This window comes from Mesorhizobium sp. 1B3 (genome assembly GCF_050958605.1).
GTDB lineage: Bacteria > Pseudomonadota > Alphaproteobacteria > Rhizobiales > Rhizobiaceae.
This window is the reverse complement of record NZ_JBJHDO010000008.1, coordinates 225,903-247,515: the sequence shown is the minus strand read 5'-3', so window position 1 is coordinate 247,515 and position 21,613 is coordinate 225,903. Positions and strand designations below refer to the sequence as shown.

The window sequence follows — 21,613 nt, the reverse complement described above, 5'->3', positions numbered from 1 at the left end:
CGGAGTCGCCATGACCGAAGCTCCCCCGCCCGGCCCCTCCGCCATCCTCGAGACGGCGCTCTATGTGAGCGATCTCGCCGCCGCGGAACGTTTCTACACCGAAACGCTGGGCCTGCCGGTCATCGTCAAGGTCGAGGGCCGACACGTCTTCTTTCGTTGCGGCAATGCCGTGCTCCTGCTGTTCAACGCCGAGGCCACGAAGGTCCCGCCGCCGCCCGATGCCCGTCTCCCGGTGCCGCCACACGGCATGACCGGGCAAGGACATGCCTGCTTTTCCGCGACAGCCGATGAAATCGGGCGATGGAAGGCCCATCTCGAGGGCCGTGGGATTGCCATAGAGGCCGATTTCGAATGGCCGAAAGGCGGCCGCTCCATCTATTTCCGCGATCCGTCCGGCAATTCCATCGAATTCGCCGAACCACGAATCTGGGGTTTTTGATGCATCATCTGAATGGCCGGAAGATCGTCGTCGCCAGCCATAACGACGGCAAGCTGCGCGAATTCGCCGAGTTGATGGAGCCGTTCGGCTTCGAGGCAAAATCGGCGAAACATTATGGTCTCGCGGAACCCGACGAAACCGGCACGACCTTCGAAGAGAACGCCTATATCAAGGCGCTCGCCGCAGCCGAGGCGACCGGCCTGCCCGCGCTCTCCGACGATTCCGGCCTCGTCGTCGACGCTCTCGGTGGCCAGCCCGGGGTCTATACCGCCAATTGGGCCGAGAAACCCGACGGCACCCGCGACTTCGCCATGGCGATGCGCAAGACCGAGGACTTGCTGCAGGAGGCCGGCGCCACTCAGCCGGCCGGCCGCACCGGTCGCTTTGTCGCCGTCATCTGCCTGGCCTGGCCCGACGGGCATGCCGAATATTTCCGCGGCGAGGCAGAAGGTACGCTGGTCTGGCCACCGCGCGGCGAACTGGGCTTCGGTTACGACCCCGTCTTCGTTCCGGACGGCCACGAGCGGACCTTCGGCGAAATGACGGCAACGGAGAAGCACGGCTGGAAACCGGGTCAGCCGACGGCGCTGTCACACCGGGCCCGCGCGTTCCAGAAATTCGCCAGGGCCCGCCTCGGCTCCCCATGACAGACAGCGAACCCAGGGCGCCGGGCTTCGGCGTCTATATTCATTGGCCGTTTTGCGCGGCAAAGTGCCCCTATTGCGACTTCAACTCGCATGTCCGCCACAAGGCGGTGGATCAGGAGCGGTTCGCCCGTGCCTTCGCCGTGGAAATCGCGACGATGCGCGCGCGCACCGGACCCCGCACGGTGACCAGCATCTTTCTCGGCGGCGGCACGCCGTCGTTGATGAAGCCCGAGACCGTCGCCACCGTGCTCGGGGCCGTAGAAGCCAACTGGACGCTCGCGCCGGGCGCCGAGATCACGCTGGAGGCCAACCCGTCCTCGGTCGAGGCCGAACGCTTCCGCGGCTATCGCGCGGCCGGCGTCAACCGCGTGTCGCTCGGCGTACAGGCATTGAACGATCGCGATCTCAAATTCCTGGGCAGGCTCCACAACGTCGCGGAGGCGCTGCACGCGATCGGCCTGGCTCGTGAGATATTTCCCCGCCTGTCCTTCGACCTGATCTACGCCCGGCCCGGGCAGACGCCGCAGGCCTGGGAAGCGGAACTGGTCGAGGCGATCGGCCACGCCGCCGACCATCTGTCGCTATATCAGCTCACCATCGAGGAAGGGACACCTTTTCACGCGCTGCACGCCGCGCGGAAGTTCACCATTCCCGATGGCGAGCACGCCGCCGAACTTTATGCGGTGACCCAGGCCGTCACCGCCGCGCACGGCCTCCCGGCTTATGAGATTTCGAACCACGCCCGGCCCGGTGCGGAAAGCCGGCACAATCTCACCTATTGGCGCTATGGAGAATATGTCGGGGTGGGACCGGGCGCGCATGGCCGTTTTGTCGAGGACGGCCGCCGGGTCGTCACGGTGGCCGAGCGCATGCCGGAAACCTGGCTCGGCCTGGTAGAGACCAGCGGGCACGGCATCACCGGCGGCGAGGTGCTCAACCGGACCGAGGAAGCCGACGAGTTCCTCCTGATGGGGTTGCGGCTTGGGGAGGGAATCGACCTTGCCCGGTACGAGATGCTGTCCGGAAAAACCCTTTCTTCGGCCCGGATCGCCATCCTGCAGGAAGAGGGTCTGGTGGCGCCGATCGGCAATTCGCGACTGAAGGCGACGCCTGCGGGCATGATTGTGCTCGACGCGGTCGTAGCCGATCTCGCCCGTTAGAGACCCTTTGAGAATTCGCTCCGGCGGGGCAGATGGCGTGGTTTTCGAGAACCGGAGCGGAGCGTAGGTGAGGTACCTGAGCACCGGAAGCGCAAAAAACCGCGGCAGATGTCCGCCGGAGTAGAATTCTCAGACGGTCTCTTAGGCGTTCTGCGTCCTTTTAGGACGCAGGACAGCGCTCTTTGTTCTTGCCGCATTGTGCGACGCAAAGCGATTCTACCTGGCTGAGAAATGTCTAGAGTGAACCACGGTTCGCGGTCGTCTCATCCTTGTCCTTGCCATCCCTCGGCTTTTTTTCACCGGCGTTCTTGCGCGTCTTCACCGCCGTAGGAGGTTGAAGCGTTTTTGGTAGGAACGGCTTGCGCCCGACATAATAGGGATCGAATACGTCCTGGATCTGGAGGCTATCCATGGTCTTCCTCCCGCATGCGGACTAGAACACGCGAAAAATGCGATTTGTTCCTGGCTGTACAGAAAAACGCGGCCTGACGAGGAAAGACCGAGGGCATGAGCGAGGCGGACACCAAACGGTCCTATATGGTTGGCGGGACGGCGATCATCGCTCGGCCGCTCGAACCGGCGCTGTATCTCGTCGCGACCCCAATCGGAAACCTCGCCGACATCACCTTGCGGGCGCTTGAGACCTTGGCCGGCGCGGATGTGCTCGCCTGCGAAGACACGCGGGTTACCCGCGTGCTGCTCGACCGTTACGGTATCCGACAGAGGTCTATCCCTTACCACGAGCACAATGCCGCGGAAGCCGGCCCACGGCTGATCGCGGCGCTGGCGGAGGGGCGAAGCGTCGCCCTCGTCTCGGATGCGGGCACGCCGCTCGTTTCCGATCCCGGTTACCGCCTGGTCGCGCAGGCGCTCGTCGCCGGCTTTCGAGTTATCCCGATCCCCGGTGCATCGGCCGTTCTCGCCGCTCTCACTGCTTCGGGCCTGCCTTCGGACGCTTTCCTGTTCGCCGGCTTTCTGCCGGTAAAAGACGGCCAGCGCCGGACGCGCCTGGAAGAGCTGAAGGCAGTGCCGGCAACGTTGGTCTTCTTCGAATCGCCGCGCCGGCTCGCGGACACGCTGGCCGCCATGGCTGACGTGCTCGGCGGGTCGCGCGCTGCCGCAGTCGGGCGCGAGTTGACCAAGACCTTCGAGGAGATCCGCACCGGCACGCTCGCCACGCTGTCGGCCGGCTACGCCACTGCGGAAACGCCCAAGGGCGAGATCGTCATCTGTGTCGCCCCGCCCCTGGCGGCGGAAGAAAGCCGGCCAGAGGACATCGACCGGTTGCTGCTTTCGCTCGCCGACGAGATGCCGGCTTCCAAGGCGGCTGCGGAGGCGGCGCACATGACAGGTGCCAGGAAAGGCGACCTCTACCGCCGGCTGCTCGAATTGAAAGGCACGGCACGTGGCTGACCGGCTGCGGGCCTACCGCCGTGGCCACCGCAGCGAATGGTTCGCCGCTCTCGCGTTAATGCTCAAGGGCTATCGCATCGTCGCGCGCCGCTACCGGACCAAGCTCGGTGAGATCGATCTCATCGCCCGGCGCGGCGACCTCGTGGTCATCGTCGAGGTCAAGGCACGGCCGACATTGGCCCAAGCCATGGACGCTGTCGGAAGGGAATCGGCATGGCGGATCGAGGGCGCCGCCGATCTCTGGCTCGCCCGGCAGCCTGACCATGCCCGGCTGTCCATGCGGTTCGACATGGTGGCGGTGCTGCCGCGCCGCTGGCCGGTCCATGTCGAAAACATCTTTCAGGGGCGGCGGTGAGGCTGGAAATCCGGCCCTTGCCCTAGCGTCACTTCCGGCACACTCTTCCTCCGGGAACATCACCTGGGAGAGACGATATGTGCCACCATTGCGTAATCGAAAACGTGAAGTCCAACATGCTGAGCCGTCGCAGCTTCTTTGCCGCCGCGGCGGGGGCTGCCGTTGTTGCGGCGACTGCCGAGCCGACACCGCTGTTTGCCCAAAAAGCCGCGCCGAGCAAGGCGGAAGACCTGACGCACGAACTCTATGACAAGTTCCCGACCTATTTCGGCGACCAGCAACTCTTCATCGAGCAGAAGTTCAACTTCAAGGACCATACGTTCAACCTGAACGAATGGCGCATCAACGAGCATACCGGCACGCATATCGACGCGCCGCTACATTTTTCAGCCGACGGCAAGTCGGTTGCCGAACTCGCCGTCGAAGACCTCGTCGCGCCGCTGGTCGTCATCGATATCCGCGCCAAGGCGACGGACACCCCGGACGCGCAGGTGACGCCCGACGACATCAAGGCCTGGACCTCCGCCAACGGCGAGTTGCCCGAAGGCGCGGTGGTTGCCATGCTGTCTGGCTGGGGCGCCCATGTCGGTTCGGACAAGTTCCGCAATGTCGGCGCGGACGGAAAGACGATGCACTTCCCGGGCTTCCACGTCGAAGCGGCCAAGCAGTTGCTGGAAACCTCGACGAAGGCGATCGTTGTCGACACGCTGTCGCTGGATTTCGGCGCCTCGCCCGACTTCATCGTTCACAACACCTGGCTGCCGGCCGGACGCTACGGCATCGAGGGCGTAGCCAATCTGGAGAAGCTGCCGGCCACGGGTGCGACCATCGTCGTCGGCGCGCCGAAGGTCCGTGGCGGCACGGGCGGGCCGGCACGGGTGTTTGCCCTCGTCTGATCAGGACTTACCGCCTCGACACCGCCATCGGAAGGCCGCCCTGGGGCTGCGTCGTCAGTTTCTGCACCGGCCAAGGTTTGGTCGCTTCGACGGCATCGAAACGATAACGCTTGAGCAGCACGGCGAGCGCGATCACCGCTTCCTGCATGGCGAAGCTCGCGCCGATGCAGACCCGAGGGCCCGCGCCGAAGGGCAGGTACTGGAAGCGGTCGATCTTCTCGCGATTGCCGGGATGGAAACGCTCCGGAAGGAACGCGTCGGGATCGATCCAGTTCTTGCGGTGACGGTGCACCGTCCAGGGCATCACAAGGACCTGGGCGCCCTTGGGCAGCACGAGGTCGCGGTAGCGATCGGTCTCGATCGGCTCCCGGTTGATCGACGGTGCCGGCGGATAGAGCCGGAGCGCTTCTTCGAAGGCTGCCCTGGTCAAGGGCATGGCGTCGAGCCATCTGACGGGATCCGGTTCGCTGGCCGTGACTCGATCGATCTCCGCCTCGATGCGTTCACGCTCCCACGGCGCCTCGGCCAGGCAATAGATGGTCCAGCCAAGCGCGCGCGCCGTCGTCTCATGGCCTGCGCCGATGAAGGTGATGATATTGTCCTCGATCTCCGCCCTGGTCAGCCCGTCGGGCCCTTCGGCGCGCAGGAGAAGCGTCAGGAAATCCTGCGGCGCGGCATCGGGATCCCGACGCACGCGCTCCTCGCGCATCGCCACCGTGTCGGCGACGATCTGGCGGAAATAGGCCATGGTCTTGCGGCCGCGCAGCCGGGTGATGCGCGGCAGCCAGTCCGGCGCGCGCAGGAGGTCGAGCGGATCGACGCGCCCCATGGTCTCGAAAAGATGGTCGATCTGACGGGAAAAGCTGCCGGGCTCGCCGGCGATTTCGCCCGAAAACAGTGTCTCGGCGAGAATCTCGTAGGTCAGCTCCGTCATGTCCCGGGCAAGATCGGTCGGCCCGTCGAGATTTTCATAGCGCGCCGCGAACGCCTCCGCGCAGCGTAGCATGGGCGGAGCAAAGCCGAAGATGTGGCGCGGCGTGAAGACGGGCGCCATGGCCTTGCGCGACCGTTTCCAGACCTCGCCTTCGGCCGTCAGCAACCCGTCGCGCAGGATCGGCCGCAGGATCTTCTGGCGCACCGTCGCCATCTTGTAGTTCCTGGCGTTGTCGACCAGGACATGCCTGATGAGCCCGGGATCGTTGGCGATCACCAGCGGCCCGCCGATGCCTGAAACGGAAATCCAAGGCTCGTTATAGGAAGGCTCGCCCCAAAGCTCGAGCGGGTTGCGATAGACGATGCGCATCATCTCGAGCGTCGAGGGCGGCTTCGAGCGGGGCTTCGGCGCAGGCGGGACAAAGGGGGCTGGTTTCGTATCCATCATCGGCTCGCTTGTGAATGTAGGGATGGGCTCCCTGCCCGTCCATGGCTGACGCGCCAGTCACCCGCGGCACACTCGGTCACATCGAAGTGCCCTCTTGCGCGGAAGCCGTTGGGGCGCTTAAGAGCACTCGGTCACCTTTGTATACTGACAACCTAAGGTAAACTGAATTGCCACACCAACTGAACATCATCATCGCCAGCACACGGCCGGGCCGCGTCGGACCGGTTTTCGCCCGCTGGCTGGCCGACTTCGCCCGCGAGCACGGCAAGTTCGAGCCGGTCCTTGTCGATCTTGCCGATTTCAAGCTTCCGATCTTCGACGAACCGAAGCATCCGCGTCTCGGCGAATACGAGAACGCACATACCAAGGCTTGGTCGGCCTCGGTCGATGCCGGCGACGCCTTCGTCTTCGTCACGCCGGAATACAATTATTTCGCCCCGCCGGCACTGGTGAACGCCATCAGCTACCTGTCGCGCGAATGGCAATACAAGCCGGCCGGTTTTCTGAGCTATGGCGGCATATCCGGCGGCTTGCGCGCGGTGCAGACAGAAAAGCAGATCCTGTCCACGCTGAAGGTGGTCTCCATTCCGGAAGGGGTGCCGCTCCCCAATTTCCCGCAATTCCTCACCGAGGACGGCGCCTTCACGCCGACCGACATCGTCAACACCGGCGCACGCGCCATGCTGGACGAACTCCATCGCTGGAGCGAGGCCTTGAAGCCGCTGCGCGGCTGAGGGCTTAGACGGCCACGACCGCCGGTTTTCCGCTGCGGCCGGTCTCGATGAGCGCGTCGATCAGGCGATGGACCTCGAGCGCCTCGTCGCCGGTCACCTTCGGCGGCCGGCCGGACGCGATGGCGTCGATGAAATCGGCGATGACGGCGCGATGGTAATCAGGCGGGAAGGCCATCGGATCCGCGCCGGTGCCACCCGCGCTGCCATCGGGACGGGCCTCGATCACGCGCCCGTCCCGGAACGCCACGTTCAACGCGGTGCCGGCGAAGCTGGCCGTGCCCTTCTCGCAGGTCAGATCGATGCGTTCGGAAAAGCCGGGATAGGCGGCCGTCGTCGCGTCGATCGTGCCGATGGCGCCGTTGGCGAAGCGCGCGGCCGCGCAAACCATGTCCTCGGTCTCCATGCGATGGACCGGCGTGGTGCTGCTGAAGCCGGTCACCTCCGCGATTTGGCCCGCCAGGCTCAGCATCAGGTCGAGCGTGTGGATACCTTGTGACATCAGCACGCCGCCGCCATCGCGCGCCAGGGTGCCTCGTCCAGGCTCGTCATAGTAGCTTTGCGGGCGCCACAGGCGGATGACCGCCGAGCAGCCGACGATCGCGCCAAGCTCGCCGTCCCTCAGCAAACCGGCCAGTTGCATGGCTGCCGGACGGAACCTGTGCTGCAGGACGATACCGAGCGTCACGCCCGCCCTCCGGCAGGCGCCGATAAGTTGCCCGGCTCGTGCCGTGGTGGTCTCTACGGGCTTTTCCAAGAGAACATGTTTGCCCGCCGCCGCGCATCGGCCGGCGACGTCGAGATGGGTGTTGGGCGGAGTTAGCACGAGCACCGCATCGACCGAGGGATCGTCGAGGATCGTTTCCAGCTTATCGCAGAGCGGAAACGGGAAACGGTCGGCGAAATCCCGTCTCCGCTGGGCGCTCGGACTGAAAGCGTAGGCCACCTCCACGCGATCGGCCAGGTCGAGCAGGCCTCTGGCATGTGGCGTGACCGCCATGCCGAGCCCCACGATGCCGATGCGTTTGCTCATTCCACGATCCCCCATAGAAGTTCGGAGCAGGACTGTAGCCGCCGTCCCGCCGCCTGAACAGCTACGCCTGCCGCAGCGCCTTGCGGATCGGCAACGAACGTATTCTCTGCCCTCCAGCAGCGAAGATCGCGTTGCAGAGCGCCGGCGCAACGGGCGGCAGGCCAGGTTCGCCGAGCCCGCCCCAGGGCGCGTCGCTTGAAAGAAAGATCACCTCGATCTCGGGCAGGTCGGTGATCGTCATGATCGGATAATCGTGGAAGTTCGCCTGCTGGACAGCGCCGCCGTCGATTGTGATCTCCTCGAAGAGCGCTGCGCTCAGCCCCATGACGACAGCGCCTTCAACCTGGGCGCGTGCCGTGTCCGGATGGATGACGGTGCCGCAATCGATGGCGGCCACGACACGGTCGACGCGTGGCAGCCCACCTTCCCCCAGCGAGACTTCAACGACGTGGGCCGCGATCGTGCCGTAGCTTTCGGCGATGGCTATGCCTCGGCCTCGCCCGGCGGGCAAAGGCGTGCCCCAGCCGGACTTTTCCGCTACCGTTTCCAACACCTTCCTTTCACGGGAACCCGCAGGCAGCAACGCATGGCGGTATTCGTAGGGATCCCGCTCGGCGGCATGTGCCAGTTCGTCGATGAAGCTCTCGGTCCAGAAGGCGTGCTGCGTATGCGCCACCGAGCGCCATGTGCCGGTTCGAACATGGGTGGCGAACTCGACTGCGCGGATCGACTGGTGGGGAATGGCATAGGCAAGACCGAAGCCCTCGTTGCGCGTCGGGCCGGCAAGGAAGGTCTGCGACCAGGCGACCGGCAAGCCGTCGCCGCCCAACGCGGCCTCCATCCGGGTCGCCAGCGCGGGCCGATAGGCGCCATGGGTGAACTCCTCCTCCCGCGACAGGATGAGCTTCACCGGGCGCGGCGAAGCCGCAAGCGCCAACGGCATGACATAGTCGAGATAGTCGGCCGCGTCCGGAATGCGCCGCCCGAACGAGCCCCCCGCGGCAAGCCCGTGGAAGGTCACCTTTTGCGCCGGCAAGCCGGAAAGCGCCACGAGTCGGGCCTTGGCGCCCAGCGCATCCTGCTCGCCGCCCCACACGGTCAGTCGGCCGCCATCAAGCTGCGCAGTGAGATTGATAGGCTCCATCGCCGCATGATGCAGGTAGGGAACACGATAGCCTGCGGCAATGCGTCTGGCGTCCGGTGCCTGGCGCAGGATCTTCGCGGCGTCGCCAAGCGTGACCATGGCCGTTGCATCTCCGGCGGCGAGTAGCCGCTCCTGCTCGGCATGGAGAGCACCGCTGTCGCGGATCGTTGCTCCGCCATCGGAAAAGCGCGGTTCGAGCGCGTCGACGGCACGCCTGGCCTGCCACCAACTCGACGCGAGCACGGCAACCGCCCGTTCCGTCCGCAACGCCTCGATGACGCTTGGCATGGAACGCGCCGGCGCGAGGTCGACTTCGACCAACGTTCCGCCGTGGACCGGAGCAGCCCGCAAGGCGGCATACAGCATGTCCGGGAGTTCGAGGTCGATCCCATAGCGGAAGCTGCCATCGGTCTTGGGAGGAATATCCAGCCGGCCGGGCGATGTGCCGGCAATGCGCCATGCGCTCGCCGGCTTCAACGCGACATCGTCCGGCACGCGCAGTCGCGCCGCGTCCTCAGCCAGCTCGCCGAAACGCGCCGTCCTCCCCGAAACCGCGTCGGAAACGATCCCGTCGCGAACGACGAGCCGGGCGGGGGGCACGTTCCAGCGTGCCGCGGCCGCGTCGACGAGCATGGCGCGCGCCGCAGCGCCCACCTGCCGCATGCCGTAACGGCCTGTCATGCGCACCGCCGTCGAACCGCCGGTGATCTGCAGGTTGATGATGCGCGAAATCTCCTCGAAGGCCATGTCGACTGCACTGTCGACCAGCGGGAATTTCCGGTCCTGGATGATCCAGCCTCGCGCCAGGAATTGGTTGGCGAATGTCTTTTCGCCGGGCGCGCGCTCGGTCCTCACTTTCGACCAGTCCGCGTCGAGCTCCTCGGCCGCGAGCATGGCGAGCGCGGTATGCGTGCCCTGCCCCATGTCGATATGCGGGATATAGACGGTGACCGTATCGTCGGCGGCAATCTTCAGCCAGCCGGCAAGAAGGTGTTCGCCCTCGCCCTGCACCTGGCCGATCGCCGCGCGGTCATAGCTCCTCGCCCAGGCGCGGTAGCCGAGGACGAGACCTCCGGCGATCGCCGCCGAGCCAAGTAGGAAAGCCCTGCGCCGCATTGTCAGGCTCCGGCTGCCAGGGATCGAAGCGCCTTGCGGATCCTGGGATAGGTGCCGCAGCGGCAAAGATTGGTCATGGCCGCGTCGATGTCGGCGTCGGTCGGATGCGGGTTCTCCAAAAGGAGGGCCGATGCCGCCATGATCATGCCGGACTGGCAGTATCCGCATTGCGGAACCTGAAGCTCTTCCCAGGCCTGCTGGACGGGGTGCCGCGCGCCGCCGGCCGACAGCCCCTCTATGGTGACGATCTCGGCGCCTGCGGCCGCCTCGACCGGAACCGAGCAGGAGCGGGTCGCCACGCCGTCGAGATGCACGGTGCAGGCGCCGCAGGCGGCAACGCCGCAGCCATATTTGGTGCCGGTCAGCCTCGCCTCCTCGCGCAGCACCCAGAGCAAGGGCTTGTCCGGATCGCCGTCGAAGTCGAAGGGCTTGCCATTGATGGAGAGGTGGATCGGCATGGGCGCTCCTGCGATTGCTGCGCCCAGCATCGCGCCTCTTCAACGTTCCGATAATCTGTCATAATCTGTACGAACCATGAAGTCGGATTTCACAATCGGCGACCGAGACCTGGACGGCATACCGGCCTTCCTGCTGGTGGCGGAAAGGCGCAGCTTTCGCGCCGCCGCGGCTGAACTCGGCGTTTCGCCTTCGGCGCTGAGCCAAACCATCAAGGCGCTGGAAGCCCGGCTCGGCATCGCGCTGTTTCACCGTACCACCCGCAGCGTCGGCCTGACGGAAGCAGGCGAGCGTTTCCTCGAGCGCGCCCGGCCGGCCATGGCGGGCTTCCGCGAGGCTCTCGACGCGGCACGCTCGCTGTCCGAGCGGCCGTCCGGCCTCTTGCGCATCAACGCCTCCCGCGGCGTCATCGCGAGCCTTGTCGGTCCGGTTCTGCCGTCCTTCCTGGCCGCCTATCCCGGCGTGGAGGTTGAAGTCTATGCCAATGACGGCTTCGTCGACATCGTCGAACAAGGCTTCGACGTCGGCTTCCGACTGGGCGAATCCCTTCAGGCCGACATGGTGGCGTTGCGTGTTAGCACGCCTTTCCGTTTCGCGATCGCCGGTTCGCCCGACTATTTCCGACGCCGGGGCCGGCCGTGTACCCCCGAGGACCTGAAGCACCATGCCTGTATCCGTTTTCGCCAGACGAGTTCCAACGGCATCTACCGTTGGGAGTTGGAGAAGGACGGGCAGGGCTTCGAGATCGCCGTCCAGGGACCGCTCATCGTCAACGATACGGCGGTCATGATTGCCGCGACGCTGGATGGCATCGGGCTGAGCTATGTGGCCGAGCCGCTGGTGGAAGAGATGGCGAGGGACGGTCGGGTGGAGCTGGTTCTGCGGGAATATCTGCCCGAGACGCCGGGCATGTTCCTCTACTACCCCAGTCGTTCCCAGGCCCTGCCGAAGCTGCGCGCCTTCGTTGCCCATATGCGCCAGGCGCTCGCTGAATACATGCGCTCGCAGCCTCCCGAGACGCAGAAAAAGACGGCGTCCTCACGGATCTCGGAATTCGGTGCCTAACGCCTTGCTTTCACCACGAAAAGCCTGGAAAAACTTGGAAAAAGGCCTGGGAAAGCCTATATCTTGATCGTTGGGAGACGCGCGATTCGGAAAGGATTCGACGCGTCTTTTTTCGCGATATATCAACGAAAGCAGTTCATGAGCGATCAGTCCGAGAACACGCCCCTCGAAGCAGCCAAGTACGATGCCGATTCCATCCAGGTTTTGAAGGGCTTGGAAGCCGTTCGCAAGCGGCCGGGCATGTATATCGGCGACACTGACGACGGGTCGGGCCTCCACCACATGGTTTACGAAGTGGTGGACAACGCCATCGACGAGGCTCTGGCGGGCTATGCGACGCTGGTCACCGTGACGCTCAACCCCGACGGATCCTGCACTGTCACCGACAATGGCCGCGGCATTCCGACCGATCTTCATCCGAGCGAGGGCGTTTCGGCCGCTGAGGTCATTATGACGCAGCTCCACGCCGGCGGGAAGTTCAACCAGAATTCCTACAAGGTCTCCGGTGGCCTGCACGGCGTGGGCGTATCGGTGGTCAACGCCCTGTCGGTCTGGCTCAGGCTCAAGATCCGCCGCAAGGGACGTATCCACGAGATGAGCTTCACCCACGGCGCGGCCGATGCGCCGCTCCGTGAAACCGGCGATGCCGGCGAGGAGACGGGCACCGAGGTCACCTTCCTGCCTTCTCCGGACACCTTCAGCATGGTCGAGTTCGACTACAACACGCTGGAGCACCGCCTGCGCGAGCTCGCCTTCCTGAATTCGGGGGTGCGTATCCTGCTCACCGACAAGCGCCACGCCGATGTGAAAAGCCAGGAGCTGCTCTATGACGGCGGGCTGGAAGCCTTCGTGCGCTATCTCGATCGCGCCAGGAAACCGCTGATCGACAACCCCATTGCGATCCGCGCGGAGCGCGACGGGATCACCGTCGAAGTTGCCATGTGGTGGAACGATTCCTACCACGAGAACGTGCTCTGCTTCACCAACAACATTCCGCAGCGCGACGGCGGCACCCATCTCGCGGGCTTCCGCGGGGCCCTGACTCGCCAGGTTACGGGTTATGCCGATTCCTCTGGAACCACGAAGAAAGAGAAAGTGTCACTGACCGGTGACGACTGCCGTGAAGGTTTGACGGCGGTTCTCTCGGTCAAGGTTCCGGATCCGAAATTCTCTTCGCAGACCAAGGACAAGCTGGTCTCGTCCGAGGTTCGCCCGGTCGTCGAGAACCTCGTCAACGAGGCGCTGGGCACCTGGCTCGAAGAACATCCCAGCGAAGGCAAGGTCGTGGTCGACAAGGTCATCCAGGCCGCTGCAGCGCGCGAGGCCGCGCGCAAGGCGCGCGAGATGACGCGGAAGTCGTCCCTCAACAATGTCGCCTCCTTGCCCGGCAAGCTCGCGGACTGTCAGGAGCGCGATCCCGCCAAGTCGGAACTGTTCATCGTCGAGGGCGACTCGGCCGGCGGCTCGGCCAAGAGCGGCCGGTCACGCCAGAACCAGGCCATCCTGCCGCTCCGCGGCAAGATCCTGAATGTCGAGCGCGTGCGTTTCGACCGCATGCTTTCTTCCGATATGATCGGCACGATGATCACGGCGCTCGGCACGGGTATCGGCAAGGACGAGTTCAACGCCGACAAGCTGCGCTATCACAAGATCATCATCATGACGGACGCCGACGTCGACGGCGCTCACATCCGTACGCTTCTGCTCACCTTCTTCTTCCGGCAGATGCCGGAATTGATCGAGCGTGGGCATCTCTTCATCGCCCAGCCGCCGCTCTATAAGGTGACAAAGGGCAAGAGTGCGCAATATCTGAAGGACGAAGCCGCCTTCGAGGACTTCCTCATCGACACTGGACTGGAGGACGCGATACTGTCGCTGCCGTCCGGCGAGGTCCGCGCCGGCCAGGACCTTCGCGCCGCCGTGCAGGACGCGCTCGGTGTGCGCAGCCTCGTCAACGGCCTCCATTCGCGTTACAATCGCTCCGTCGTCGAGCAGGCTGCGATCGCCGGCGGGCTCAATCCGGACATTGCTTCCGATCCGGCGCGCGCCACGGCCATGGCCGAAATTATCGCCCGGCGCCTCGACGCCATTGCCGAGGACACCGAGCGCGGCTGGCAGGGCCGCACCAACCCCTCCAATGAGGGTCCGGGCGGTTATGTCTTCGAGCGGACTGTGCGGGGCGTGAAGGAGACGGCGGTGCTCGACATGGCGCTGCTCAACTCGGCCGATGCCCGCGCTCTCGATCGCTACGCTCCACGTCTCGGCGAGATTTACGCGGCTCCTCCCGTATTGCGTCGAAAGGAAAGTTCGGAAACGCTTCCGGGCCCGCTCGCCCTGCTCGACGCCATTTTCGCCAGCGGGCGCAAGGGTCTCTCGATCCAGCGCTACAAAGGCTTGGGCGAGATGAACGCCGAGCAGCTTTGGGAAACCACGCTCGATCCCAACGTACGTTCCTTGCTGAAGGTGAACGTCAGCGACGCGGCGGAAGCCGGCGACCTGTTCGCCCGGCTGATGGGCGACGAGGTCGAGCCCCGTCGGGACTTCATCCAGGAAAACGCGCTCAGCGTTGCCAATCTGGACGTTTGAAGCTCTCTCCCGAAAGTGTGCAGCGGTTTCGGGAGACATGCGCAATCAAGAACCTACAGCGCGTCGCGCGAATTTTTTACGCGATGCGCTGTAGGGCAGTCCGCTCAGCTGGACTCGCCTCTTGCGCGGGTTCATTTTCTGAAGACCTCTTCCAGGAGGCTCGCACGGCAGCCCGCGCCGCTGGGGGAGGTTCTACCGCTATAGCTGTCGCGGTATCCGCACTGTTTGTGGTAACGCTCCCGGCGCCAGACGGCCGATGGGAGCGAGAACCCGGAAGAGTTTACGCCCTCTGGGGATCGAGCCAGCCGGGCCCCCCTCGATTCGACTATCGCCCATAGTGCAACCGATCGTTGCGCACGTCGATGATCGGCTTGATGCGCCCCAGCGACAGGCCATAGCCGTTCGGGATCATTACCGGCTGCCGCGCCAGGGAAAACGCCTTCACCCGCTTCGCAACAACGCCTCTGTCGTTCCTGTCGCTCTGAGAAGCCAGCCGCAGATCCGAGGCAAGCGTGCCGGGATAAGGCGCATTCTGCGCCGAACTTGTACCAACCGAAGCAAGTATAACCAGAACAGACATAACAATCTTTGACATTTCTAACTCCTGGTCGAATGTTGCCGAGCGATTTCGGCTGAGGCGAACATATATCGCAATCGTGTCTCGGGAGTTTTTCCTGTCCGAATCAGAAGTGTATCTTTCTGTTTCAAGCTGGTTCTTATGTTTCAATATGCATCGAGGCGGACATGTGGCCCGCCTCGATGCCGATGCTTGATTTCAGCGGAAAATAAATAACGCCGCTATTGCCCGATCGTCGTATCCACGACCTTGAAATCGTGGGTGACGGTGGCCGTCTTGGCCATCATTGCGGATGCCGAGCAGTATTTTCCGATGGAGAGCTCTATCGCGCGCTGGACCTTCGCCGGAGACAGACCACGCCCCTTGACGACGAAATGCATGTGGATGCGGGTGAACACTTTGGGCTCGGTTTCCGCACGCTCCGCCTCCAGTTCGACCACGCAATCCTCGACCGCCTCGCGGCCTTTCTCGAGGATATGGACGACGTCATAAGCCGAGCAGCCGCCCGTGCCGATCAGCACCAGCTCCATCGGGCTCGGTCCCGGGGTCTTGCCACCCTCGCCATGGGAAGTGCCGAGCACCAGCTTGTGGCCAGTTCCGGATTCGCCGACGAAGGTCCGGTCTTCGACCCATTTGATGCGTGCTTTCATGAATGCCTCCAGCGATGACGATGGTGAACCGCCGGCCCCCCGGGCCGCCGCTTCGTTCAAACGTTCCCATCATATCGCCGAAGCGTTGTCCATGCCCCGCTTCAGCGTCACGATCGGCGACACGTCCGACCGCGGCGGCGCGTTCGCGCCACGTCAAGCGATGACACTCGGCCGCAAAAAAAGTTCTAACCGCGGGGACCAGTGCTGCCTATGGCGTTCGGACCGCCGTTCCATTCCCTGAGCTTCGTCATGAAATCCTGCGGCATGAGCAAGTGATTGGGTGTCTTGTAACCCATGAAGCGAGCAATATCGGCGGCGAAGGCGTTGCAGTTGTACAAGGCGGCGTGCCAGACAGGCGAACTGGCTTGTTTCTTGCGGATATAGGCAACGACCTTATCGTATTCCGGCTTGCTCACCATGACGCGCCAGTTAGCCGACTTGTATTGATCTTCGAGATCTCCGTCGCTCCAGCCCGTCTCGGCCGGAACAGGAAAAATGTGCCCCAACATATAGGGAACGACACTGTCCGATTTCGGGTGGAGGCCGGCGACTTCGGGATTGATCATCTTTCCCGATGGACTCATCCGGCCGAAGATGACGAAGGAATGCCCGTAGCTGAGGGCGTAGCGGGAACGGAACTCGATGAAGTAGCCGCCCTTCGACTTGGATGACTTTACCTTGACCTTCGCGGGTCGCTGCCGTGCTTCCGATGTTGCTTTTGACTTATCGGCGGGGGCTGCCGACGCAGGCATCTCAAAGGTGCCCAACACCAGAAGAAGCGACGCCACGAACAATAAACATCCGCTGAAGCGTTTCATGTCTTCCGCAACCGAGCGTGCGCGACCTTCTCTCGCCGCGCACGCTACGGCCCTTCAACCAAACTGCCGGGGTATCTTTTACTTATACACAGGCTCGGCCGGCTCGACGACAGGCGGCGGGGCCTTCCCCTTCCCTTTGCCGATCCCGTTCGCGCAACCACTAAGGCTGGCAACGGCAATCAGGGCAGCAAATACAGCAAGTGAAATTTTCATCATCACGCAATCCTTTCCCCACGTGTGGAATAGATTATCGAAGCTGCATCGCGAAGATAGCGCCTTGAAAACGCAAGACAAGTGCACAAAAGACACAATTAACATATGAATTGTAATGACCTGTTTTCCCCACCGAGCCGCAATCCCAAAGCGCAACGACGGTGCCGCCGCACCGGCCGGTGCCGATCATGAGATTACCGACGGTTGTCCACCCCCCCGGGGAGGAAGACGCGCCAAGACGGTAGCCGGCAAACACAAGTGTTGCGAGCGTCCAAAATCCGATGGGATCCGCCCTTTGGCAGGATGTTCCCGTTCACGGGATACTGGCGATCGATGTGATTTATATGATCAGAACAGAAGTCCCGACGGGAACACGCTCATAAAGATGGACGATATCGTCATTCGTCATGCGGATGCAGCCGCTGGAGACATTCTGACCGATCGTCCATGGTTCGTTGGTGCCGTGGATCCGAAACATGGTGTCACGTCCGCCACGATAGAGATAGAGCGCCGAAGCACCCAGCGGATTGTTCAAGCCACCGGGCACCCCGCCCGCATATTTCACCAGCCGCGGCTTGCGCCGCATCATACTGGCGGTCGGCGTCCAGGAGGGCCATTCCGCCTTGCGCCCCACGCTGGCGGTGCCCTTCAGCGTGAGCCCCTGTTCGCCGACGCCGACACCGTAACGCGTCGCCCATCCGTCCTCTTCGACGGAATAAAGATAGTGCTCGCTTGTATCGACGACGATCGTCCCGGGACTTTCGCTGCCGGAATAACGCACGCGCTTGCGTTTGTACCGGGGTGCGGGCCCCTTCTGGCCGGAGAAAGCCGACAATAGCGGCTGACCGTATTGCATCGTCGGGGAACACCCCGATGCCAGCAGCGCCAGCCCTCCAAGAATGACCGCTCGCCGAGAGATCCTACCACCGTCCATGTGCGTCCACCCGCAAATCAGCCAGAATCCGTCATCTCCATAACATTCCAAAATCATCCGGCCAAGACTTGGAAGCCGTTGGAAGTTCTCATCTCTTTGGGCCCGGTCGACTCGTTCCCGCGGAAAGTATCCTTTCGGCAACAGCTTTCGCTCAATTCAGCAATTCGTCGGCTCAGCCCCCCAGCAACGGCGAAGTTGCTTCATCTCAGCTTTCCAGTCGCGCTGGTCGGAGGGCTCGGCTCAGCCCGGCGTCCTCTCGATGTCGCGGCGCAGGATGATGGAAGTCGTGAGATCCTCGACGCTCTCATGGCTCGCAATCGCGTCGCGCAGCGTGTTGAGGCGGTCGATGGACGATGTCTCCACTTCGACGATCAGGTCGAGCTGACCGCTGACCGACGAGACCCGCCGCACCTCGGCGAAGCGGGCGAGTTGGTCGAGAACGCCGAGCGAGGGTGTTCGCACGAGCGTGACGAGCAGGTAGGCGGAGACCAGTCCTTTGTCGATCTGGCCGATATCGGCGCGATAGCCGCGGATGATACCGCTTTTCTCCAGGAGAGCGACGCGTTCGCTGGTGGCGCTGCGAGACAGGCCGATGCGTCCGGCGAGCGTCTTCAGCGGGATCCGCGCCTCCTTCGACAGGATGCTCAATATGTCCCTGTCCTTCGCGTCCAGTTCGCGCATGGCCTGCCTCTTGTACTGAGCCAGGCAGTTTCACCTGCCGCAAAAATGCCTTGGCCGACAATATGACGGGTTGGACCGTCATTGTGTCGGCGCAACCGTCGCCTTGCCGGATGCCTGATTTTCGCGAGCGTGCCAAGCTCCAGCGGAAAAGGAATCCGGAAAATCCGATGACAGATGTTTCCCATCCCGCGCCGCAGTTCTCGACTGTGGAGGCTGCCCATCTCGCCGACCGCCATTTCGGCATATCCGGAAGCGTTGTCCCGCTCGACAGCGAACGCGACCAGAATTTCAAGTTGACCGCCCGTGACGGCTCCCAATGGACGCTGAAGATCGTGAATGCCAGCGAGCCCGGCAGCGAAAGCGCCTTCCAGACGGCTCTTCTCGAACATCTCGAGCATACCAATCCAGGTCTCGCCGTACCTCGTTTGCGCAGGACCGTCGACCGGACGCCGCTCGCTTTCGCCAGCTCTTCGGCAGGCGAAAGCCATGCGCTACGCCTGGTCTCCTGGGTTCCAGGGCAGCCCCTCGCAGTGACGGCGCGAACGCCGGAACTTTTGGAAAGCCTCGGCGGCGCGCTCGGCCGGCTCGACCGTGCCCTTCAAGGTTTCATTCATCCAGGCGCATTGCGCTCCTTCGATTGGGACATCCGCCGGGCCGGCGCGGCGCGCGACCGGCTCCACCATATCCATGACGACGAAGACCGCGCGCTCCTGACACGTCTCCTCGACCGCTTCGACGCCGAGGTCGCACCGCGCCTGCCGTCGCTTAGAGCCCAGGTCATCCATAACGACGCAAACGACTGGAACGTGCTCATCGACCCCGGCGCGTCGGAGCGCGTCTGCGGACTGATCGATTTCGGCGATGCCCTCCATTCCGTGCTGATCGCCGAGGTCGCGGTGGCCTGTGCCTACGGCGTCCTCGACATGGAGGACCCGATCGGCGGAGCAGCGCGCCTCGCCGCCGGTTTTCACGCCGAGTATCCGCTTCAGGAAGAAGAGATCGATCTGCTTTTCGACCTCATCGCCATGCGGCTCGTCACCTCAGTGACCATCGCGGCCAGCCGCAGGGATCGGACCGGCGACAACCCATACCTCTCCATCAGTGAAGCGCCGGCCTGGCGACTGCTGCGACGCCTCGGCGCCATCAACCCGCGCTTCGCGACAGCGATCCTGCGCCATGGCTGCGGCTTCGACGCCGCCCCCGGCGCGAGGGCGGTCGCCCGCTGGATCGCAGCGAACCGAACGAGGCTCGCGCCCGTCCTCCTGCCCCATCCGGCGACGCTCGCCAAGGCGCTCGTGCCCTATGGCGACGCGGCCAATCCGATGACAGTCGCCTCTGCCGGCCGCGAGCCGGAGAAGGCGTCCGCATGGTGGGATGCCTTTTGCGCCGAGCACGAAATACCGCTCGGCATCGGTCCCTGGGGCGAGGCGCGCACCGTCTACACCAGCGACATCTTCCGTTCCCGCTTCATCGAAGGCGAGCGCCGCATCCACCATCTCGGCCTCGACCTGTTCATGCCGGCCGGCACCAAGGTCCACACGCCGCTCGCCGCGACGGTGAAAAGCGTGGAGATCGAGGAGGATCCGCTCGGTTACGGCTGCATCGTGGCGCTGCTGCACGAGCCGGACGGCTGCCCGCCCTTCGTGACGCTATGGGGGCATCTCGCTCATGAAGCGACACGACGCCTGAATCCGGGCGACGTGCTGGAGGGGGGCGCCATCGTCGGCGAGATGGGGCCACCTTCCGAAAACGGCGGCTGGGCGCCGCATCTCCATCTCCAGATCTCGATCGACTCAACCCTGCCGGCGCGCGACATACTCGGCGTGGGCGAGGCTCGCTACCTGCCTGTCTGGAAGGAGCTCTTCCCGGACGCCGCGGAGCTCGCCGGCATTCCGCCGGAAGCTTTCCATCGAAGCGGACGGACACGGGCCGAGATTCTTGCCGCACGCAAAGCCTCGCTGCTGCCCAATCTCTCCATCTCCTATTCCGAGCCGATCAAATTCGTGCGCGGCGAAGGCGTGTGGCTGATCGACGACCGCGGCCGGGCCTATCTCGACTGCTTCAACAATGTCTGCCATCTCGGCCATGTCCATCCCGACGTGGTCGAGGCGATGGCGAAACAGGCCTGGAAGCTCAACACCAACACGCGCTACTTGCATGATGCGATCGTCACTTATGCCGAGCGGCTGACCGCGACGTTGCCGAAAGGCCTGGCGATCGCCTCCTTCTCCTGCTCGGGGAGCGAAGCCAACAGCCACGCGCTTCGCATGGCGCGCGCCCATACGGGCCGCAACGAGGCGATCGTTCTCGATTGGGCCTATCACGGCACCACCCAGGAACTCATCAACCTCAGCCCCTACAAATACAAGCGCAAGGGCGGCAAGGGCCGGCCTGCCCATGTCTTCGAGGCGGCCATTCCCGACAGCTATCGGGCGCCCGCCGAATGGCCGTTCGCGGAACATGCGAAGCGCTTCGCCGAAAGCGTCACCGAGCAGATCGAATCCATGGCGCGTCAGGGGCGGACGCCTGGCCTCTTCATCGCAGAATCCATCCCCAGCGTCGCCGGCCAGGTGTTCCTGCCGGACGGCTACCTCCGGGAGGTCTACGCCATGGTGCGCGCCGCCGGGGGCGTCTGCGTGGCCGACGAAGTGCAGGTTGGCTTCGGCCGGATCGGCAGCCACTGGTGGGCCTTCGAGATGCAGGGCGTCGTTCCCGACATCGTCACCATGGGCAAGCCGATCGGCAACGGGCACCCCATGGCGGCGGTGGTCACGACCAGGGAGATCGCTGCCTCTTTCAACAACGGCATGGAATATTTCAACACGTTCGGCGGCAATCCCGTGTCCTGCGCGGTGGGCCTTGCCGTGCTCGATGTGATCGAGCGCGATCGGCTGCGCGAGAACGCGGCGATGATCGGCTCCTATCTCATCGAGCGATTCAAGGAACTGCAGGCCCGCTACGAGGCCATCGGCGACGTCCGCGGCAAGGGCCTGTTCCTCGGCATCGAGCTGGTGACCGATCGAAAAACCAAGGAGCCGGCGACAGCGCTGGCGCGCCGCGTCAATGACGGGATGCGGGCGCGGGGCGTGCTGATCGGCACGGAAGGCCCGCATGACAATGTGCTCAAGATGCGGCCGCCGATGATCTTCAGCCGGGCGAATGCCGACCATCTGGTCGGCGCGCTGGACGAAACCTTGGCCGCGGTGACAGGGACAATGTAGACGCCGCCGGACGGGAGTGGCGGGACGGAGCTCACGCAGAGAAATTCACGAACGCCCGGCGCGCCCGCGTCGGCGGCAAAAGAGGCTTTGCCTCGAT

At 64.0% G+C, this 21,613-nt stretch carries 21 protein-coding genes; 10 read left to right on the top strand and 11 right to left on the bottom strand.

Features of this window, described 5'->3' with window-relative positions; all coding sequences use genetic code 11:
- Positions 1-10 precede the first annotated feature (10 nt).
- The 3 genes from ACCO56_RS21945 to hemW are packed head-to-tail and all read left to right on the top strand — an operon-like array spanning position 11 to position 2,246.
- On the top strand, positions 11-439 hold the full coding sequence (locus tag ACCO56_RS21945) for a VOC family protein (RefSeq protein WP_433642983.1): 429 nt from the start codon (positions 11-13) through the stop codon (positions 437-439).
- A complete protein-coding gene (gene rdgB, locus ACCO56_RS21940; RefSeq protein ID WP_433642982.1) occupies positions 439-1,086 on the top strand; it encodes an RdgB/HAM1 family non-canonical purine NTP pyrophosphatase in 648 nt (215 codons plus the stop codon). Before ACCO56_RS21945 ends, rdgB begins: the two co-directional genes overlap by 1 nt.
- Positions 1,083-2,246: a radical SAM family heme chaperone HemW gene (gene hemW, locus ACCO56_RS21935; protein WP_433642981.1), complete on the top strand. Its 1,164-nt coding sequence runs from the start codon at positions 1,083-1,085 to the stop codon at positions 2,244-2,246. Before rdgB ends, hemW begins: the two co-directional genes overlap by 4 nt.
- Positions 2,247-2,481: 235 nt before the next feature.
- On the opposite strand, the gene ACCO56_RS21930 is transcribed toward hemW, so the two are convergent.
- A complete protein-coding gene (locus tag ACCO56_RS21930) occupies positions 2,482-2,658 on the bottom strand; it encodes a hypothetical protein (protein ID WP_433642980.1) in 177 nt (58 codons plus the stop codon).
- A gap of 95 nt (positions 2,659-2,753) precedes the next feature.
- Between ACCO56_RS21930 and rsmI the strand changes: the two genes are divergently transcribed.
- The 3 genes from rsmI to ACCO56_RS21915 all read left to right on the top strand — a co-directional run bounded on the left by rsmI (position 2,754) and on the right by ACCO56_RS21915 (position 4,910).
- A complete protein-coding gene (gene rsmI, locus ACCO56_RS21925; RefSeq protein ID WP_433642979.1) occupies positions 2,754-3,659 on the top strand; it encodes a 16S rRNA (cytidine(1402)-2'-O)-methyltransferase in 906 nt (301 codons plus the stop codon).
- Positions 3,652-4,014 (top strand): YraN family protein, encoded by a 363-nt coding sequence (locus tag ACCO56_RS21920; RefSeq protein ID WP_433642978.1) that lies wholly within the window; start codon positions 3,652-3,654, stop codon positions 4,012-4,014. The genes rsmI and ACCO56_RS21920 overlap by 8 nt, the downstream gene beginning before the upstream one ends.
- 77 nt (positions 4,015-4,091) lie before the next feature.
- Positions 4,092-4,910 (top strand): cyclase family protein, encoded by an 819-nt coding sequence (locus tag ACCO56_RS21915; RefSeq protein WP_433642977.1) that lies wholly within the window; start codon positions 4,092-4,094, stop codon positions 4,908-4,910.
- Positions 4,911-4,917: 7 nt separating this feature from the next.
- On the opposite strand, the gene ACCO56_RS21910 is transcribed toward ACCO56_RS21915, so the two are convergent.
- Positions 4,918-6,288: a cytochrome P450 gene (locus ACCO56_RS21910; protein WP_433643043.1), complete on the bottom strand. Its 1,371-nt coding sequence runs from the start codon at positions 6,286-6,288 to the stop codon at positions 4,918-4,920.
- Positions 6,289-6,458: 170 nt separating this feature from the next.
- Between ACCO56_RS21910 and ACCO56_RS21905 the strand changes: the two genes are divergently transcribed.
- On the top strand, positions 6,459-7,025 hold the full coding sequence (locus tag ACCO56_RS21905) for an NADPH-dependent FMN reductase (protein ID WP_433642976.1): 567 nt from the start codon (positions 6,459-6,461) through the stop codon (positions 7,023-7,025).
- A 4-nt stretch (positions 7,026-7,029) separates the two neighbouring features.
- Here ACCO56_RS21905 and ACCO56_RS21900 read toward each other — a convergent pair whose 3' ends face one another.
- From ACCO56_RS21900 to ACCO56_RS21890, 3 genes are all read right to left on the bottom strand, one after another.
- The gene (locus ACCO56_RS21900; protein ID WP_433642975.1) at positions 7,030-8,055 is read right to left on the bottom strand and encodes a Gfo/Idh/MocA family protein; all 1,026 of its coding nucleotides are present in this window, start codon (positions 8,053-8,055) and stop codon (positions 7,030-7,032) included.
- Between the two features lie 61 nt (positions 8,056-8,116).
- Positions 8,117-10,315: a molybdopterin cofactor-binding domain-containing protein gene (locus tag ACCO56_RS21895; RefSeq protein ID WP_433642974.1), complete on the bottom strand. Its 2,199-nt coding sequence runs from the start codon at positions 10,313-10,315 to the stop codon at positions 8,117-8,119.
- A 2-nt stretch (positions 10,316-10,317) separates the two neighbouring features.
- Entirely contained in the window at positions 10,318-10,803 is a 486-nt protein-coding gene (locus ACCO56_RS21890) for a (2Fe-2S)-binding protein (RefSeq protein WP_433642973.1), read from the bottom strand.
- Positions 10,804-10,849: 46 nt separating this feature from the next.
- Between ACCO56_RS21890 and ACCO56_RS21885 the strand changes: the two genes are divergently transcribed.
- Positions 10,850-11,836 (top strand): LysR substrate-binding domain-containing protein, encoded by a 987-nt coding sequence (locus ACCO56_RS21885; RefSeq protein WP_433642972.1) that lies wholly within the window; start codon positions 10,850-10,852, stop codon positions 11,834-11,836.
- 138 nt (positions 11,837-11,974) lie between these two features.
- A complete protein-coding gene (gene gyrB / locus ACCO56_RS21880) occupies positions 11,975-14,422 on the top strand; it encodes a DNA topoisomerase (ATP-hydrolyzing) subunit B (protein ID WP_433642971.1) in 2,448 nt (815 codons plus the stop codon).
- Positions 14,423-14,747: 325 nt separating this feature from the next.
- On the opposite strand, the gene ACCO56_RS21875 is transcribed toward gyrB, so the two are convergent.
- From ACCO56_RS21875 to ACCO56_RS21850, 6 genes are all read right to left on the bottom strand, one after another.
- Entirely contained in the window at positions 14,748-15,017 is a 270-nt protein-coding gene (locus ACCO56_RS21875) for a hypothetical protein (RefSeq protein ID WP_433642970.1), read from the bottom strand.
- A 203-nt stretch (positions 15,018-15,220) separates the two neighbouring features.
- The gene (locus ACCO56_RS21870; protein ID WP_433642969.1) at positions 15,221-15,649 is read right to left on the bottom strand and encodes an OsmC family protein; all 429 of its coding nucleotides are present in this window, start codon (positions 15,647-15,649) and stop codon (positions 15,221-15,223) included.
- A 185-nt stretch (positions 15,650-15,834) separates the two neighbouring features.
- Positions 15,835-16,467, bottom strand: a complete 633-nt coding sequence (locus ACCO56_RS21865; RefSeq protein ID WP_433642968.1) for a hypothetical protein — start codon at positions 16,465-16,467, stop codon at positions 15,835-15,837.
- A 78-nt stretch (positions 16,468-16,545) separates the two neighbouring features.
- The gene (locus tag ACCO56_RS21860) at positions 16,546-16,680 is read right to left on the bottom strand and encodes an ABC transporter (protein WP_433643042.1); all 135 of its coding nucleotides are present in this window, start codon (positions 16,678-16,680) and stop codon (positions 16,546-16,548) included.
- A 340-nt stretch (positions 16,681-17,020) separates the two neighbouring features.
- Positions 17,021-17,614 carry a L,D-transpeptidase gene (locus tag ACCO56_RS21855; protein ID WP_433642967.1) on the bottom strand — a complete coding sequence of 198 codons (594 nt, stop codon included), beginning with the start codon at positions 17,612-17,614 and terminating at the stop codon, positions 17,021-17,023.
- 240 nt (positions 17,615-17,854) lie between these two features.
- On the bottom strand, positions 17,855-18,295 hold the full coding sequence (locus ACCO56_RS21850; protein ID WP_433642966.1) for an Lrp/AsnC family transcriptional regulator: 441 nt from the start codon (positions 18,293-18,295) through the stop codon (positions 17,855-17,857).
- A 167-nt stretch (positions 18,296-18,462) separates the two neighbouring features.
- On the opposite strand from ACCO56_RS21850, the gene ACCO56_RS21845 reads away from it, so the two are divergent.
- On the top strand, positions 18,463-21,516 hold the full coding sequence (locus ACCO56_RS21845; RefSeq protein ID WP_433642965.1) for an aminotransferase class III-fold pyridoxal phosphate-dependent enzyme: 3,054 nt from the start codon (positions 18,463-18,465) through the stop codon (positions 21,514-21,516).
- The last annotated feature ends 97 nt before the right edge of the window (positions 21,517-21,613 follow it).